This is a genomic window from Nocardiopsis sp. NPDC006938, assembly GCF_042869555.1.
Classification (GTDB): domain Bacteria; phylum Actinomycetota; class Actinomycetes; order Streptosporangiales; family Streptosporangiaceae; genus Nocardiopsis.
Map to the genome: position 1 here is coordinate 12,896 of NZ_JBIAGA010000016.1, position 16,358 is coordinate 29,253.

14 protein-coding genes and 1 tRNA gene are annotated in these 16,358 nt (G+C 71.2%); 9 read left to right on the forward strand and 6 right to left on the reverse strand.

Translation table 11 applies throughout. From position 1 onward, the window contains the following. Window positions 1–175 precede the first annotated feature (175 nt). The 5 genes from ACFYL4_RS21550 (at window position 176) to ACFYL4_RS21570 (ending at window position 7,229) form a co-directional block, all read left to right on the forward strand. Window positions 176–3,670 (forward strand): hypothetical protein, encoded by a 3,495-nt coding sequence (locus tag ACFYL4_RS21550; protein ID WP_387520368.1) that lies wholly within the window; start codon window positions 176–178, stop codon window positions 3,668–3,670. Between the two features lie 398 nt (window positions 3,671–4,068). Then, window positions 4,069–4,398 (forward strand): hypothetical protein, encoded by a 330-nt coding sequence (locus ACFYL4_RS21555; protein WP_387520371.1) that lies wholly within the window; start codon window positions 4,069–4,071, stop codon window positions 4,396–4,398. After that, a complete protein-coding gene (locus ACFYL4_RS21560) occupies window positions 4,398–5,519 on the forward strand; it encodes a zeta toxin family protein (protein ID WP_387520374.1) in 1,122 nt (373 codons plus the stop codon). The genes ACFYL4_RS21555 and ACFYL4_RS21560 overlap by 1 nt, the downstream gene beginning before the upstream one ends. A 103-nt stretch (window positions 5,520–5,622) precedes the next feature. Then, complete coding sequence (locus tag ACFYL4_RS21565; protein WP_387520376.1) at window positions 5,623–6,006, forward strand: hypothetical protein; 384 nt, start codon at window positions 5,623–5,625, stop codon at window positions 6,004–6,006. Next, window positions 6,003–7,229, forward strand: coding sequence for a zeta toxin family protein (locus ACFYL4_RS21570; protein ID WP_387520378.1), 1,227 nt, complete (start codon window positions 6,003–6,005; stop codon window positions 7,227–7,229). Before ACFYL4_RS21565 ends, ACFYL4_RS21570 begins: the two co-directional genes overlap by 4 nt. A 305-nt stretch (window positions 7,230–7,534) precedes the next feature. Here ACFYL4_RS21570 and ACFYL4_RS21575 read toward each other — a convergent pair. The 4 genes from ACFYL4_RS21575 to ACFYL4_RS21590 all read right to left on the reverse strand — a co-directional run bounded on the left by ACFYL4_RS21575 (window position 7,535) and on the right by ACFYL4_RS21590 (window position 9,274). After that, a tRNA-Val gene (locus ACFYL4_RS21575) sits at window positions 7,535–7,608 on the reverse strand. 49 nt (window positions 7,609–7,657) lie between these two features. Then, a complete protein-coding gene (locus ACFYL4_RS21580; RefSeq protein ID WP_387520380.1) occupies window positions 7,658–8,125 on the reverse strand; it encodes a peroxiredoxin in 468 nt (155 codons plus the stop codon). Between the two features lie 135 nt (window positions 8,126–8,260). Next, window positions 8,261–8,686 (reverse strand): DUF3052 domain-containing protein, encoded by a 426-nt coding sequence (locus ACFYL4_RS21585; protein WP_357761797.1) that lies wholly within the window; start codon window positions 8,684–8,686, stop codon window positions 8,261–8,263. A gap of 180 nt (window positions 8,687–8,866) precedes the next feature. After that, window positions 8,867–9,274: a secondary thiamine-phosphate synthase enzyme YjbQ gene (locus tag ACFYL4_RS21590; protein WP_357761800.1), complete on the reverse strand. Its 408-nt coding sequence runs from the start codon at window positions 9,272–9,274 to the stop codon at window positions 8,867–8,869. Window positions 9,275–9,402: 128 nt separating this feature from the next. Here ACFYL4_RS21590 and ACFYL4_RS21595 point away from each other — a divergent pair, with 128 nt between their 5' ends. After that, window positions 9,403–11,070, forward strand: a complete 1,668-nt coding sequence (locus ACFYL4_RS21595) for an alkaline phosphatase D family protein (protein ID WP_387520384.1) — start codon at window positions 9,403–9,405, stop codon at window positions 11,068–11,070. Window positions 11,071–11,236: 166 nt separating this feature from the next. Here the strand turns inward: ACFYL4_RS21595 and ACFYL4_RS21600 are convergent, their stop codons facing one another. Together ACFYL4_RS21600 and ACFYL4_RS21605 are read right to left on the reverse strand one after the other, a co-directional pair. Continuing rightward, window positions 11,237–12,172 (reverse strand): hypothetical protein, encoded by a 936-nt coding sequence (locus ACFYL4_RS21600; protein WP_357764263.1) that lies wholly within the window; start codon window positions 12,170–12,172, stop codon window positions 11,237–11,239. Window positions 12,173–12,467: 295 nt separating this feature from the next. After that, complete coding sequence (locus ACFYL4_RS21605) at window positions 12,468–13,715, reverse strand: helix-turn-helix domain-containing protein (RefSeq protein ID WP_357764260.1); 1,248 nt, start codon at window positions 13,713–13,715, stop codon at window positions 12,468–12,470. A 254-nt stretch (window positions 13,716–13,969) separates the two neighbouring features. On the opposite strand from ACFYL4_RS21605, the gene ACFYL4_RS21610 reads away from it, so the two are divergent. The 3 genes from ACFYL4_RS21610 to ACFYL4_RS21620 all read left to right on the forward strand — a co-directional run bounded on the left by ACFYL4_RS21610 (window position 13,970) and on the right by ACFYL4_RS21620 (window position 16,236). Continuing rightward, on the forward strand, window positions 13,970–14,950 hold the full coding sequence (locus tag ACFYL4_RS21610; RefSeq protein WP_387520388.1) for an ACP S-malonyltransferase: 981 nt from the start codon (window positions 13,970–13,972) through the stop codon (window positions 14,948–14,950). 2 nt (window positions 14,951–14,952) lie between these two features. Further along, a complete protein-coding gene (locus ACFYL4_RS21615; RefSeq protein WP_357764254.1) occupies window positions 14,953–15,909 on the forward strand; it encodes a beta-ketoacyl-ACP synthase III in 957 nt (318 codons plus the stop codon). A gap of 84 nt (window positions 15,910–15,993) precedes the next feature. Next, window positions 15,994–16,236, forward strand: coding sequence for an acyl carrier protein (locus ACFYL4_RS21620; protein ID WP_387520391.1), 243 nt, complete (start codon window positions 15,994–15,996; stop codon window positions 16,234–16,236). The last annotated feature ends 122 nt before the right edge of the window (window positions 16,237–16,358 follow it).

The window sequence follows — 16,358 nt, forward strand, 5'->3', positions numbered from 1 at the left end:
ACGATGTGTCACACCGTTCTGCCACCATGCGACCCGTCGGCTCGCGCGGGCGCCACGCCGGGCACACGCACACCTGGGGCGCACGGACGCACGGCACGGGTCACAGGCCCCACGGGTCACGGTCCCACGGACGCACAGGTCACAGGCATACGTAATCACGAACACAGGGAGCGGCATGGGCTGGATCACCGTCGGCGACGGATACACGGCGTGCGTACGGGGTGAGGGCTCCGGTTCCACGGTGGTCTGCCGCAACCCCAAGGGGCGGGAGCTGGCCCGTGTGCCCACCTCCCTGCGCGCGGACCCCGGCGTCGTGGCCCTGCGTGACCTGCGCACGCACCTGGTGGGCCACGAGGAGGAGGTCCTCGACCTGGTCCGGACGTGGGTGCTGCGCTCGCTGCCGGTGCCCACGGCCCTCCTGGCCGCCGTCTGGCCCGACCCGGTCTGGCGTCGGGCACTGCGCGACGTGGTGGTCGTCCCCGACGAGGACGGTTCCGGCCGCGGAACCCCCGGCCTGCTCCGTGACGCCGGGGACGCGGGCTCGATCGAACTCCTGGATCTGGACGGCGTCCCCTTCCGCTCCTCGGCGGTGACCGTCTCCCTGCCGCACCCGGTACGGCTCGGTACCGACCTCACCGGGTGGCGTGCGCTGGCCGACCGGGACGGCTCGGCGGACGCCTCCCTCCAGCTCGGCCGCGCCGTGTGGCGGCGCCCGGACGACCTGTCCCCCGACGCACGCGATGTCGGTCTGAGCACCTCGTTCTCCTACGACTACGGCGCCACCTTCGAACGACGCGTCAACCGGCTCCGGGGACGCGTCCGCGACGAGAGGGCGCACTTCCGGCTGTACGGGGCCGATCACCGGGACGGCCCGATCCCGTTGACCCTCGACCTGCGCTGGCAGGGCCCGGAGGCCCTGGTGAGCGTGTACGACCTCGCCTGGCACATCGAGGCGGGGCCCGTGGACGACGTCGCCTGGTCCGAGGGGGTGAACCTCCTCATGGAGCTGTACCGGGAGAGTTCGACCGCCCGGGAGAACCACCCCGGTGGGGCGCCCCGGCAAGTCGCGGGCCAGCCGCACCGCACCCGCGACCGCGTCCCCGTGGCGTCCGGCGCCGCGCTGGGTGACCGGGCCGAGCTGCTCCGCGCCGAGGGGGTGGCACCCGCCCCCACTCTGCACGGGGAGGATCGGCTGGTGGCGCTCGGACAGTCGCACCCGGCGCTGGACCACCAGGTCGTCGCGCTCGTCCCCGAGCACTCGGTGTCGGGAAGACTCGCCGCCGGAGGCACCATGGGGCTGGTCCGACGGTTCGAGACCGAGGTCGGCGCCGCACGGAGCCGCGCACCGGAGTTCCTCGCGGCCGTGGCCGCCCATCACCCCGACCTCGTCGACCGGGCGGTCGCGCTCCTGCCACTGCTGCGCGCCCAGACGGAGATCGCCAACTCCAAGCCGGGCCGGGCCCGCAAGGCCCTCACCGCGGCCTCCGACGACCTGGCGGCCACCGCTCCCGCTCTGCGCCCCCTCTTCCTCGACGAGTGCGCCCGGCTCCTCGCCGAAGCCGGGAACGCCGTCTACGCGACCGGGTTCCACGACCAGGCCAGGACGGCGGAACGGGACCTCGGCGACGTGGACGAGGACGCGGTCGTCCTCGCCTACGCCCGGTTCCCCGTCCCCGGGGCACTCCCCCGGACGCTGGCCTCCCACGCCAAGGCCCTGGGCGAGCGGCTGGACCCGGCTCAGGCCTACCGCCGCCACCGAGAGCTGGTGATCGCGTGGTGCGAGAACCACGACCGGGCCTCCAAGGAGCTGGCCACGGGGTGGACGGCCCTGGCCCAGGCGGCGGGCATCGTCCCGGGAAGCACCGGAAGCGACGATCCCGAGGCCGACCGGCGCGCGGTCCGGGCCCTGCTCGCCAACGGCTCCCTGGCGTTGGCACCGGCCAGGACCTGGACGACGCTGCTGCCGCTGCTGCGCACGATGGTCGCCGAGGACCCCCGGGTGGGCAGGGACCTCACCCTCCAGGTCCCGGCCCCTTCCGGGGGTTCGGCCCGGGCGAAGGCGACCGCCGCCGCGCTGTGGGCCCGCGTCCTGCGGGAGACGGGGGTGACCGAGCCCTTCGGGGACAGGTCGGGGATCACCGGGGGCGAGGTGCGGGCCTGGGCAAACGCGTTCCTCGGCACGTACGCGGGGATGGCGGAACCGGACGCGGGGGTCCGGGAACCGCTCCGGCGGGCCGGGAAGGCGCTGCGTGCGGCGGGCCTGACAGCGGACGCAGCTCCGCTGCTGTCTCCGGTCAGCTGGCACGAGGTCCAACCTCTGCGCAGCCTGGACTTCGTCGTGTCCTGTGGGCTTCCGCTCAGCGGCCACGGCTTCTCCGAGACACACGAGCAGCTGGGACTGAACCCGGTGTTCCTGTACAGCTGGCTCCCCCTGGGGACCGGGCCCCTGGGGCTCGACGCGCTCGCGGCCGACCCCGAGTGGCGTCAGCACCTGAGGTGCGCGGTGGAAGGGACCGCCCGGTTCGCCCACACCGCCGGTTTCGGGCGTTCGAAGGGCTCCCTCATCCCCGAGGACGCGCGCCCCCACGAACTCCAGTTCCGGGATCGGTACGCGCGGTACGCGGGGGCACTCGTTCGGACTCCCGGGGTGTCGGACGTCGTCGACGACATCCTCCAGGACCATGGGGGAGGGATGTCCGAACCCGGCACTCCCGGGCTCCCCACGGTGTACGCGGCCGTCCACGCAGCGGAGCGGTTCCTGGAAGTGGACCCCCCGGACTGGGTCGTGGAGCGGGCCGCGCCGATCCTGGCCGGTGTCCGCCCGGCGGATTCCCTGGCCGCGACCCTGCGGGGCGGGGTGGCCGACGAACTGTACCTGCCCGCGCTGGAGGAGCTGCCCGAACCCGCGCACTCGTGCCGCCTGGAGGAGGGCGGGCCCGACCTGTACCTGGTCAACAAGGGCGACGCCTTCGGCGCCGGGTACACCATGAGGCAGGTCCGGACCGATCGCCTCGGGCCGGTCCTGGCGACCTACTCGTCGACCTATCTGGAACGCCGGTGGTGTTCGGTGTGCCTCCCGGCCCTGTTCGCCGGGGACACGACGTACGAGAGGTGCACGCACGAGCGGGGTGAGGGCCCCGGGGAGTCCTCCGAGGAGCGGTTTCGCTTCCCGGGTTCCGAAGAGATCACGGTCCGCCGGGCGGGCCTGGTCCACCAGGAGGTGGTGGACGACCGAGGCCGGGTGCTGGCCGCCTTCCGGATCGGTCGCAGCGCCTCCGGCGGCAGCATGGGCGTCGAGGCGTACTGTCACCGCTACGCGGCCGGGACGGGGCTGGTACCGCCCCCGGGCTGGTGGCGGAGCATGAGCGTGCGGGACGAGAAGGGGTCGGCTGTGCTCCGCGCCGTGGACACCGATCTGGCCGCACGGCTGCTGGCGTCCGTACCGCAGGACCTGGGAAGGCGGATCGTCGCGGCCACCGACGCAGGCGAGCCGAGAGACTCCCGCACACCCGACCGGCCGCAGTGCGTCGCGGAACTCGACGCCCTCGTCCGCGCCCACCTGCCCGGCATCACCGCCGACCCGCTCGTCGCGGGGGTCACGGCGCTGGTGTGGACGGCTGTGGAGTGCCGCGAGCGGACGGCGGCCCTGAGGCGGCGCTGGGGGCTCTAGCAGGGGCGCCGGGGCGGAGTGGGTCGCCGAAGGCCCCCTCCGCCGCCGTCGGCATGGGTGAAGAGCCACGCCAGGGCCCCAGCCCGGCGTCCGCACCCGGCAGAGGCCTTCCGCCGCCCTCTCTTCTTTAGTGTCGCCCCCGGGGCTCACCGGTCCGGCCGGGACGTGTCCCCGGTGGGCACGGCGCCAACCCGCCACGACCGGCCCCGCGCGTCGGCGGGTCCCCGCTCTCCCGGAGAGGAGTTCCGCGCCGGAAAAGTGAAGAGTGAGACGACGGCTCACATTTCGCGATCGTCCCCGATTCACCGAACCACCATCGACACCAGGGCGTCCCCATCAGGAGGAAAGACCGTTGCTATTATCAACACGTCTTTCGACCGGCGAGGAGCCTGCCCCCCGTGAACAACACAGGAGAGGGACGCGCGAGCGATCCCTCCCCCAGACGCGCCCGCCCTTCCCCGCCAGTGGGGATGGAACTCATGGAATACCTCCACCTGACGGAGAAAGCCGAATCCTACATCAGGATGGTCGGATACCTGTACTCCGATCTCGCCCTCACCGAAAAGGACCCGGAGAAGAAGAAGGAATACGACGTCGAGAGCAAGCGGCACTCCGGACTACTGAAATCCATGGACTGGATGGAAACGAGCACGGCCAAGACCGTTGTGGCGAAATACCCGGGACTCATCCAGGCACTTCGTACGCGACTCAGTGAGAGCAACGTCTGATGTCCGACCAGAAGCTCACGGAAGCCGAGATCTTCCATGCGCGCAAGCGAACCCGGATCGAGAACCTGGTTCCCACAGACGCACCCAACCGCCGGGCGGGCGAGCGACCACAGCTCGTCCTCGTCACGGGCCAACCGGGTGCGGGGAAGTCGACGATCCAGAAAAAGGTGGTGTGCGCCCTCGGGCCTTCGGCGGCCTCGTACGACTCGGACGACAACGCCGAGATCCATCCGCGCTACACGGAGATCATGCGCGAGTACGGCCTCCAGGGCCAGACCGCCGTGGAGCGCGAGCTGCCCGGTTCCCTCCATGGAGAGCTGCTCGGCCACCTCTGCGGCGTCTCAGGCGGACCGAAGTACGACGTGGTCGCGAGCTTCCCCTTCGCCCGACCTGAGGGGGTCACATCCTGGCTCCGCGCGTTCAGCACCCGAGAGTATGGGACAACAGTCGTGTTCACCGCGACCCACGAGTCGAACAGCCTGCTCGGTATCGCCCACCGCTATCAGAAGGACCGTGATGACGCTCTGAAGGGATACGGGCGGTGGGTGGAGCCCACGCTGCACGATGTGTTCTACAGGAAGAGCCCACCCCTGGCCCACGCACTCGAATCCACGGGCCGGGTGGACCACATCTACGTGGTCAACCGCGACGCCGAGGTGCTCTACGAGAACCACCGTGGCGCGGACGGGACGATGTCGGAGCCTCTCGGGGCAGCAAAGGCGATCGTCCAGGAGCGCATCAGAGCCCCCACCCCCCAGGAGATCAAGGACTTCGACTCCGCTGTCGCCGACATGCGCGACACCGACTCCGAGGTGCGCCCCCTACCCCTCGAGGCCGTGGTCACAAGGGCCGTCTACTTGGCGGAGATGGACCACCTGGATCTGCGGCGCAGAGGAAAGAGAAGGGCGGAGCGCTCCTCCGATCCCCGCAAGCCGCTCGGCGCGGCACTGGAAGAACAACTGCGGCGGGCACCCGGTTCGGAAAGGTCGACCACGGCGGCGAAGCTCTCGCACATGGCCCGAAAAGAGCAGCCCTCCCCGAACGCGAACGGTTTCGTGCGACGGGCGCGAGGCACCATGGACCCGGGAGAGCAGAAATCGAACGATATGAACGGGCCATGAGATAGATCCACGTCGGTCACGACGATTCCCGGTCGGCCACCCCGCCCCACCATGAGCTCTCCAAGCCCGACCAAATGAGGAAACGGGACCACGGAGCCCAGCCATGGTCGAACCAGAAACTGGTAATATGGACACGTCACCAACATCCAACGAGGAAGGCACCGTGAACAACAATAAGGACAACCAAAACGAACCCACCAACAAGCCTCTCCCTTACCCACCCGAGGGAATGGAACTGATGGACTACCTTCAGATGAAAGAGGACGCGAAGGACTACATCGAGACGGCGATGTATTTGTACTCGAACCTGGCTTTCAAGGAAGTTGACTCCGAGAGGAAGGAGAAACTCCAGAAGGAAAGCAACAGGCATGCCGATCTACTGAGATCCAAGACGTGGATGGACGTGGACGTGGCGCGGCCGATTGCGGCGAAATATCCCGCCCTCATCGAACGCCTCCGCGAGATGAATGGTCGCAACCACCCATGAGCGAATCAGATGTCTCCGAAGAAATAGCCGCGCTCGAGGCCAACAAGCAGCAGCGCATCCGTGCCCTCGTGCCGAGGAATCTCCCCGACCGACCACCCGAGAAGGCACCCCGGTTCATCATCATCGTGGGCCAACCGGGCTCCGGCAAGTCGACGATCCAGGAAAGGGTGGCCAACGCGCTGGGACCGTCGGTCGCCTCCTACGACGGCGACGACAACGCCAGAATCCACCCCCGGTTCACGGAAATCATGCGTGACAACGGTCTCCAGGGACAGGCCTCGGTCGAGAGCAGATTGCCTCACGGACTCGACGACGAATTGCTGGGGCATCTCCGTGGCGACGAGGGGGGACCGACGTACGACGTGGTCACCAGTCATCCCTTCTGGGCGAACGAGCACGCCGACATCTGGTTCGACGGGTTCCACGAGCGGGGATACGAGTCGACCGCGGTCTTTGTCGCCACCCATGAGTCGAACAGCCTGGTGGGCGTCGCCCACCGCTACCAGCGGCGACGCGACGACCCGTCGCGGGGATACGGTCGATGGGTCGAAGCCGCAGCACACGATTCGTCCTACGCCAAAGGCCCCCGCATCGCCCACGAACTCGAGTCCACGGGCAAGGTGGCCCACATCTACGTGGTCAACCGTGACGGTGGGGTGCTTTACGAGAACCACCGTGGTCCGGACGGTGCCATGCGCGATCCACTCGGGGCCCGCGAGGCGATCGTCCGTGAACGCGAGAGGGTTCCCACCCCCGAGGAGACCGAGCGTTTCGACAAGATCGTCTCCTACATGCGCAGCACCGACCCCGAGGTGCGCACCGAGCCCCTCGACGGCATGGTCAAAAAGGCCGTCGACTACGCGGAGACGGATCAGCGGAACCTGCGCCGCTCGGGGCGGGTGGCGGAGACGACCGCTCCTCGCCGACCCATCGACGCGGCCCTCCGGGAGCAGATGCGCGGCACTCCCGAGGGGGCGGAAACGGCCAGGACCGCCGAGGCGGCCGCTCGCTCCGGTCTCGCGCGGAACGCTCCGCCTCGTTCCAGCGCCTCCCGACTCAGGGACCTGGCGCGGAGCGGACGGTCCTCGTCCGGCGCCTCCGGTGCGGCCCAGGGCCCGGTCCAGCGAGGAAGCCTCCCGTACGGCCCCCTGTCGCGGGGCACCGGGAGTTCCCCCAGAGGCAGCACACCGGGCCGAGGCGTTGACGACGGCTTCGAGCGCTGACGGGCCCCTGCCCGTCTGCGGTCGGGATCGCCCTGCGGATGCGCAACGGCGGACCGTGGGGCGAGCACGCTTCCACGTGCGAAAGACGGGGCGCGGTCACCACTGGGCGGGCCGGAGACGACCACGCCTCTCCGGCCCTTTGATGGCTTGGAGACGGCGTGCGGCCCTTCCGTGCGAACCGGGGGCCTCACCGGCCCCGATCGCGCCTGCAGGGCCGCTGGGAGCATCCCCGGGGTCCCGGGGCGAGGTCACCCCGAAACGACGGAACGACCCGGCGGGCGAACCGCGGGTCGTTCCGGGTCGGGTGGGCGCGAAGGGACTCGAACCCCTGGCCTATTGCTTGTAAGGCAATTGCTCTAACCAACTGAGCTACGCGCCCGATGCGTCGCGAGAGATCATACCGCTTCGCGGTGGTGTCCGCGCCCGTATTATCCCGCCAGGTCCCGGGCACGGGCCACGTACTCGTCGACGTCCCGTGGACGGTCCACGGGTGTGCGCACGGACCAGCGGACGACGCCCTCGGCGTCGATCAGGAAGGTACCCCGGCGGGCCACGCCCCGCTCGTCGTCGAAGACCCCGTAGGCCCGGGCCGTGGCGCCGTGCGGCCAGAAGTCGGACAGCAGCGCGAAGGGGAACCCCTCGGCGTCCGACCAGGTGCGCAGCGCGAAGGTCGAGTCGACGGAGACCGCCAGGACCGTCACGCCCAGTGCCGCGAGGTCGCCGTGGCGCTCGCGCAGGTCCGCGAGTTCCCCGGAGCACACTCCGGAGAAGGCCAACGGGTAGAAGACCACGAGCACGGGGCCTCCCCGCAGGGAACCCAGGGCGGTGTCCTGCCCGTACTGGTCGCGAAGGCTGAACTCGGGCGCGCGTGCGCCCGCGGTGACGGTGTCGGTCATGCTCGTGTCCGTGTCGTCCGGCCCGTGCGGGCCGGGTCCGGCGCCCGCCGGTCGGCGGGCGCCCCTCAGCGCCGCGCGTCCGTGTCTGCCGGGACGCGCGACGCCGGACCTCTCACCCTGTGCGGGTGGTGTCCGTCACCGCTTGGGAACGACCAGGCGGGTGCCCGACCAGTCGGCGCCGATGCTGACCGCGCTGGTCTGCGACAGGCCCGAGGTGGTGGCGGCCTCGGCCACGTCGTTCGGGGACACGTGCAGTTCACGACCGGCCTTCGGGGTCAGGACCAGGATGGTCCCGCCGTCGGCGATGGTCGTCACCGTGTCCATCAGAGCGTCGGTGAGGTCGCCTTCCTCGTCGGAACGCCACCACAGCAGTGCCGCGTCGACGTCACCGTCGTAGTCCTCGTCGACCAGCGCCTCGCCCGTGAGTTCGGCGATGGATGCGCGCAGTCCCTCGTCGACGTCGTCGTCGAACCCGAATTCCTGCACCACCTGACCCGGCTTGAATCCGAGTCGGTCAGCCAAGCCGCGTTCGCTTTGTGCCTGGCCCGCGGTCGCGCTCACGAAAGTTCTCCTCCACAGATGGTTTTTCTCAATCTTGCCTGCACGAAGCAGTTGTCACAACGATGCCGGGCTTCTTCATCGCCCGTCACGTGGGTCCGTAACCATCGCTGATGGCCTAGTTCACACGCTAGTGGCATATCCCGTCAACGCGCTGCCGAACCCGGCCCGCGTCGAATCCGCTCATCCGGACTCCAGGAGGGACAGCCGGACCTGCCGGTCCGGGTTGTCCACGTTCAGGTCCACGATGGCGATGGACTGCCACGTTCCCAGTTCGAGTCTGCCGGATAGTACTGGCACCGTGGTCTGCGGCGCGACGAGGGCCGGCATCACGTGCGAGCGTCCGTGCCCCCGGGAGCCGTGGCGGTGGCGCCACCGGTCGTCGGCGGGCAGGAGGTCGTCGAGGGTGGCCAGGAGGTCGTCGTCGGACCCCGCGCCCAGCTCGATGATCGCCACGCCCGCGGTCGCGTGCGGGACGAAGACGTTGAGCAGGCCGTCGCCGCTCCCGGCGACGAAGTCGGCGCACCGCGCGGTGATGTCGGTGATGCCCTCCGTCCCACCGGTGTGCAGCTCAAGGATCTGTGTCCGCATAGCGACACCTTCGCGCAGGCTGGCCCCCGGTGCAACCATCACCCGGGAATCCGCGGGTGAACGAAGCGTCCTGAAGAGGCCATACTCCTGCTTGACGTGTGTGAAACTGGACGAAAGAAGGGATAAGGGTGACTGTCTCGTTACTTTTGGGGCCCGTGCTACGCCACGTGGGCCCCGCCACGGCGACGGTGTGGGTGGAGACGGACGCCCCCTGCGACGTCCGGGTCCGTGTGGACGGCGCTCAGGTCTGGGCCGCCCGTACCTTCACGGTCCACGGCCACCACTACGCCGTGTGCGAAATCGAGGGCCTGGCTCCGGGTTCCGTCCTCCCGTACGAGGTCTTCCTCGGTGAGGACCGGGTGTGGCCCGAGCCCGACAGCCCGCTGCCGCCCAGTGTCCTGCGCACGCTGTCGCCGGACGCGCCGACGCGCCTGCTGTACGGTTCCTGCCACACGCCCACCGGTGACACCCCCGAGGGCCTGGTGCGCTACGGCCCCGACATGCTCCGTGCGACGGCCCGTCGGCTGTCCCGCGAGGACCCGACCTCCGACAACCTGGTCCTGCTGCTCGTCGGCGACCAGGTGTACGCCGACGAGGTCCAGGAACCCATGCGGGCGTACCTGCGGGAGTCCCGGGGCGGGAGCGACCCGGACGGCGCGCCCGAGGACGAGGTGGTGCGCTTCGACGAGTACGCCGAGCTGTACCGCCAGGCGTGGTCCGACCCCCAGGTGCGCTGGCTGCTGTCGACGGTCCCGACGCTGATGGTCTTCGACGACCACGACATCCGCGACGACTGGAACACCTCCGCCGCGTGGCGCGCGCGGATGGACGGACACCCGTGGTGGCGCACCCGCGTGACCAGCGGTATCGGCGCCTACTGGGTGTACCAGCACGTGGGCAACCTCTCACCGGACGCCCGTGCCAAGGACCCGCTGTGGGCCGCGGTGCGCGACCACCGCGAGCGCGGCACCGACGCCCGGGACACCGTGGACGCGTTCGCCTGGCGGGCGCACGAGGAGCCCTCCGCCTACCGTTGGAGCCACCGGCACGACGTGGGCGGCGTGCGCGTCCTGGTGGCCGACACCCGCTGCGGCAGGTCCCTGGGCGAGGACGACCTCCCCGGGGGCTCTCGCTCCATCCTGGGCCCGGACGGGCACGAATGGCTGGACCGGCACCTCACCGGCGGCCCCGACCACCTGGTGGTGGCCTCGACCGTCCCCGTGCTGCTGCCGCCCTCGGTGCACCACCTGGAGGCCTGGAGCGAGGCGGTGTGCGCCGGAGCCTGGGGCTCCGCTGCGCGCGGACCCGCCGAACGTCTTCGGCAGGCTCTGGACCTGGAGCACTGGGGCGCGTTCCAGTACTCGTTCCACCGCCTCGCGAACGCCGTCCTGGACGTGGCCCGCGGCGGTCGCGGACCGGCGCCCGCCACGGTGCTCCTGCTCGGCGGGGACGTGCACTTCTCCTACCTGGCCCGGGCCCGGGCCCGGGCGGGCGAGACGGGTGCGCGGGTCGCGCAGCTGGTCTCCTCGGCGCTGTGCAACCAGCTCTCCCCGAACCTGCGCCGCGCCGCGACGCTGTCCGCGAGCTGGCCGCTGCACCTGGCGGGCCGGGTCCTGACCCGGCTGGCGGGGGTGCGCCGCTCTCCGCTCTCGTGGGCGCTGGACGAGCGGCCGTACTTCGGTAACACCATCGGCGAGGTCGTCTTCGACGGCCGTGAGGCCGAGGCCCGCTGGTACCACTGTCCGCAGGGCGGGGACGACGCCCTGCCCGAGGTCCGGCGGCGCGTGCGCGTGTGAGGCCCCTTCCGCCCGAACGGCCGCGTCCTCGGGGAGCGGCTCCGGCGGCGCCCGTGTGGGGCGCCGCCGGAGGGGCCCGTGCCCAGGGCTGCGGCACGGGGCGTCCACGACCCGGGAGGGCGGGCTCGGGGACGCCGTGACGATCGAACCGCCCGGGAGCTCGCGGCTAGGGCTTGTGCGTGGGCGGGCGGCGGCTGGCGTGCCCGCGCCGCCGGTTGCGCACGCTGAGGCTGAGCGCGCCGCCCTGTTCCAGGAGCTGGCGGGCGGCCCGGTTGACGGTGCCGCGCGGCCCGGAGGCCGACGGGTGGGCGCCCTCGTCCGCCTTCAGGTCCGGCTGGGCCAGCAGGGCCGTGGGTTCGTTGTCGTGGTCGTCGAGTTCCTCCGGGAGCGCGTGCAGCTTGCGGGTGCGCTGGAGCCCGGGGCCCCCGTTCTCCGGCCGCCGCTCCACGGGGGCCGCAGCCTCGGTGGGGTTGCGCTTCTCCTCGTCCACGGCCTCCTTCCAGGCCTGGTCCTGCTGCTGGTCCTCCTGCTTCTGGCGGGCCAGACGGCGGGCGCGGTCGGTGCGCCAGGCGCGGTAGGAGCGCGCCAGCGGGGTGACGACCGGCCAGGTGACCTTGGCGGGGCGGGAGAGCGCGTGCCACAGGTAGGCGGTGGTGCCCCAGGCCTCCATGGCGCGCCGGGCCTTGGTGATGGTGAAGAAGGTCGGCATGGCGAGCAGGAGCTGCGGCCAGGCCAGGGCGAGTGCGGCGAACAGCGGGTACATACCGCCGCCAGCGATCGCGGCGGCGGCGCCGATGGCCACGGGGACCAGGGCCAGGGCCACTCTCAGCTGGGTGAACTGCCGGAAGCGGTGCAGGGACCGGCGGGCCGAGACCGGCGGCGCCAACCCTTCGGGGAGCGGTGTGGGCTGCACGATCATCGCGAGCAGCAGCGTGCCCACTCCCACGCTGGCGGCCAGCAGGATCGTCCAGCCGGAGGCGGACATCGCACCGCCCACCAGCAGGTAGACCAGCCCCAGGACGGGCAGCGGCGCGGGGAGCCAGAACAGCACCCGCCGGCGCAGCTCGCCCTCCTGCGTGGGCTGGAGTACGAAATCGATCACCGGGCGTAGTATCCGGAACCTCTTCCTCGGTCGCTCGACCACAGCGCTGGACCCCCCATTAACGTCGTGACGGAGCGGTGCGGGGAGCGACGCCCGAGGGTTTCGTCGCCTCTGGCTCCACCCGCAACCTGCCCGTATCAAAGCTATCCCTTTTCGCGTTGTCCCCGGGCGCACACGGTCAGTTACACACATACCCGACGCTGGTGAAACTTCCATAAATCAGCAGAAAAGGGAGGTAACGATCGGATGACGGCGTGACGGAGGTCACCCTGGCCACCCCCTCAGGAGACCGCCGTCAGGACGCCCCGTCGCGGGTTTCGGACAGGCGCCCCAGGGCCACCGCCACCCGCAGCACGAAGGAGCCCCTGCCGTCGGAGGGGATGTGCCCGGTGAGCTCGGAGATCCGGCTCAACCGGTAGCGCACCGTGTTCGGGTGCACGAAGAGCATCCGCGCCGTGGCCTCCAGTGACGAGGCGTGTTCGAGGTACACCGACAGCGTGTCCAGGAGGGGCGAGCCCGCGCCCCGGAGCGGCAGGAACACCTCCGTCACCAGCTGCTGGCGCGCCTCCGCGTCGCCCTCCAGCGCCCGCTCGGGCAGCAGGTCGTCGGCGAGCACGGGCCGGGGGGCGTCAGGCCAGGCGACGGCGGCGCGCAGGCCGTTCACCGCCGAGCGCACCGAGGCCCCCGCCGCGTGCAGGTCGGGCACGGCCGGACCCACCACGACCGGGCCGTCCCCGAACAGCCCCGCCAGCGGCTCCACCGGCGCCGCCGGGAGTTCGTCGACCGGGTGGCGGTCGCCCACCCCGACCACGAGGACCACTCGGCGCCCCTGCATCCCCGCGAGGACGTCGTAGCCCAGTCGGCGCGCGGCCGAGCGCAGGTCGTCCATGACCTTGCCGCCGTCCTCGTCGCCGATGTCCCCCGCCACCGCGATCACCGGCGTGTGCGACCAGCCCAGCGCCGACCCCCAGGTCTGGAGGCCCTCCACCTGGTCGCCGTGCAGGAGGGCGTCGACGATCAGCGCCTCCAACCGGGCGTCCCAGGCCCCGCGGGCCTCGGCCGCCCGGGCGTACACCTTGGCGGAGCTGAAGGCGACCTCCCGGGTGTAGCGGAGCATGGCCTCGCGCAGCTGCTGCTCGCCGCCGGGCGCGGCCAGGTCGTCCACCTGGCCCTCCACGACCTCGATGACCACACGGATCATGTCGACGGTCTGCTGGAGGGAGACCGAACGGGTGAGTTCGCGCGGGGCGGTGCCGAACACCTCCACCGTGATGGCGGGCCGACCACGCTCCGGGTCGCGGAACCAGTCCACGAAGGCGGCGACACCGGACTGCGCCACGAGGCCGATCCACGACCTGTCCTGGGCCGACATGCGTCGGAACCAGGCGAGCCGCTCCTCCATACGGCTGACGGCGGCGGTGCCCAGCACCCCCATGGAGCGTTCCAGTCGGCGTACGGTCTCGGCGCGGATCTGTTCCTGTGGGGCGCCGTTCCCGGTCGGCGCGCTCGCGCCGTCCTCGGTCGGTCGGGGTTCGGTGTTCACCCGTCTAGGTTCGCATCCCCTCCGCACCCGGTCCCGGGTTATGTCCCGTGTCGGCCGTCACGCCGGTGCCGACCGGGCCCGGGACCGGCGCTCCGGGGGCTCCGCGTACCGTCGGAAAGTGATCCCCTCCACCCGTTTCGGGCTTGTGGACACATGACCGGCGACGATTTGTGGATTACCTACAAACCGACTTCGGTGAACTTCGTGTCTCTCCCTATCCAACTGGTGATCTCCTACAGGGCAAGGTTGATGTCGTGCTTGTAATCGTTGCTCCAGGCCAAGGCGCCCAGGTTCCCGGTTTCCTCTCCCCGTGGCTCGAACTCCCCGGCATGGCCGAGACGTTCTCCGCGTGGTCCGAGGTGACCGGGCTCGACCTCGTGCGCTACGGCACCACGGCCGACGCGGACGAGATCCGCGACACCGCCGTCGCCCAGCCGCTGCTGGTCAGCGCCGGTCTGGCCACTGCCAGCGCGCTCCTGGCCCCGCACGCCGCCCCCGGCGCCCCGCTGCCCGCCCCGTCCTCCCTCGTGGACGCCACGGCCGGGCACAGCGTGGGCGAGTTCACCGCCGCGGCGCTGGCCGGTGTGCTCTCCCCCGAGGACGCCCTGGCCCTGGTCGCCGAACGCGGTCGCGGGATGGCCGACGCCGCCGCCCGCACCGAGACCGGGATGACGGCCGTCCTGGGCGGGCGGCGCGAGGACGTCCTGGCCGCGATCGAGGCCGCCGGTCTGACCCCGGCCAACGACAACGGCTCCGGTCAGATCGTGGCGGCGGGCACCACCGCCCAGCTGGCCGCCTTCGCCGAGAACCCGCCCGAGCGGGCCCGGCTGCGCCCCCTGTCCGTGGCGGGCGCCTTCCACACCTCGCACATGGCCCCGGCGGTCGAGCGGGTGCGCGAGGCCGCCCGGGGCCTGACCCCCGCGGACCCAACCGTGCGGCTGCTGTCCAACGCCGACGGCGCCGTGGTCGCCGACGGCGCCGACTACCTGGACCGCCTGGTCTCGCAGATCTCCTCCCCCGTCCGCTGGGACGCGTGCACGGACACGCTCGCCGACCTCGGGGTGACCGCGTTCATCGAGCTGACTCCGGCGGGCACGCTCGCCGGGCTCGCCAAGCGCGCCCTGCGCGGCATCGAGATCCTCGCGGTGAAGACCCCCGACGACCTCGAACGCGCCGGCGCCCTCATCAAGGAGCACGCGGGGACCGCCTCCCCCGCGGGCCAGCAGGAAGGCTGAGCATGTTCAACGTCCCGAGCGCGCCCGGCGGCGCCGCGATCCGCTCCCTCGGCGGGTACCAGCCGTCGCGGGTCGTGACCAACGCCGACCTGGAGTCCCGCGTTGACACCACCGACGAGTGGATTCAGAGCCGCGTGGGCATCAGGGAGCGTCGCGTCGCGGGCCCCGAGGACACCGTGGCGAGCATGGCCGTGGCGGCCGGGGGCAAGGCCCTGGCCGCGGGCGGGATCTCCCCCGAGGAGATCGACCTGGTGATCGTGGCCACCTGCACCGCGCAGGACCAGATCCCCAACACCGCCGCGACCGTGGCCGCCCGGCTCGGCATCGACGCTCCCGGCGCCTTCGACGTCAACGCCGCGTGTGCGGGGTTCGTCTACGCGCTCGGGCTGGCCTCGGACTCCGTTCGGGCCGGGAGCTCCCGCAACGTCCTGGTGATCGGCTCGGAGAAGCTCAGCGACTGGGTGGACTGGCAGGACCGGTCCACCTGTGTGATCTTCGCCGACGGAGCCGGTGCCGCCGTGGTCTCGGCCTCCGAGGACCACGGCGTCGGTCCGGTCGTCTGGGGCTCCTCCGGGGAGCGGGCCGACACGATCCACCTGCGCGAGGGCAAGTACCTCTACCAGGAGGGCCAGGCCGTCTTCCGGTGGACCACCACCGAGCTGTACAAGGTGGCCCTGGAGGCCCTGGAACGCGCGGGTGTGGAGCCCACCGAGCTCACCGCCTTCGTGCCGCACCAGGCCAACCTGCGGATCGTCGAGTCCATCGCGCGCAAGCTGGGGGCGCCGCAGGCGCTCGTGGCCCGCGATATCGTCACCGCGGGCAACACCTCCTCAGCGTCGATCCCTCTCGCGCTCTCGCGCATGGTCGAACGCGGGGAACTGCCGTCGGGGAGCACTGTGCTCACCCTGGGGTTCGGCGCGGGCCTGGTCTACGCCGCCCAGGTCATCCGCATCCCCTGATCCGTCCGGTCCCACCGGGGAGGGTCCGCCCGCCCCGCCCGGGAACGCCACCCGACACCACATTCGTCAAGCAAGGAGAAGAACATGGCCGACCACAGCGAGAAGGACATCCTCAAGGGCCTCGGCGAGATCGTCGAGGAGATCGTCGGCACCGAGCCCGCCGAGGTGACCCCGGAGAAGTCGTTCGTGGACGACCTGGACATCGACTCGCTGTCCATGGTCGAGATCGCCGTCGCCGCGCAGGACAAGTTCGGCGTGGAGATCCCCGACGACCAGCTCAAGGACCTCAAGACGGTCCAGGACGTCATCAACTTCATCCAGAAGTAGCGTGTCCGGGCCGCCGGTCCCCACCCCGGACCGGCGGCCCGCCCCGTCCCCACCGAGGACACCCCAGACCCACTCATTCGCCACGCCTCCCGGCGGACAGCGCCGGGGGATCGACCCACGAG

Excerpts from the sequence above, each read along its gene's own strand:
- ACFYL4_RS21550 (WP_387520368.1), top strand. The coding sequence starts at position 176 with ATGGGCTGGATCACCGTCGGCGACGGATACACGGCGTGCGTACGGGGT.
- ACFYL4_RS21560 (WP_387520374.1), top strand. The coding sequence starts at position 4,398 with ATGTCCGACCAGAAGCTCACGGAAGCCGAGATCTTCCATGCGCGCAAG.
- ACFYL4_RS21565 (WP_387520376.1), top strand. The coding sequence starts at position 5,623 with ATGGTCGAACCAGAAACTGGTAATATGGACACGTCACCAACATCCAAC.
- ACFYL4_RS21570 (WP_387520378.1), top strand. The coding sequence starts at position 6,003 with ATGAGCGAATCAGATGTCTCCGAAGAAATAGCCGCGCTCGAGGCCAAC.
- ACFYL4_RS21580 (WP_387520380.1), bottom strand. The coding sequence starts at position 8,125 with ATGACCGACACCGTCACCGCGGGCGCACGCGCGCCCGAGTTCAGCCTT.
- ACFYL4_RS21590 (WP_357761800.1), bottom strand. The coding sequence starts at position 9,274 with ATGCGGACACAGATCCTTGAGCTGCACACCGGTGGGACGGAGGGCATC.
- ACFYL4_RS21615 (WP_357764254.1), top strand. The coding sequence starts at position 14,953 with ATGTTCAACGTCCCGAGCGCGCCCGGCGGCGCCGCGATCCGCTCCCTC.
- ACFYL4_RS21620 (WP_387520391.1), top strand. The coding sequence starts at position 15,994 with ATGGCCGACCACAGCGAGAAGGACATCCTCAAGGGCCTCGGCGAGATC.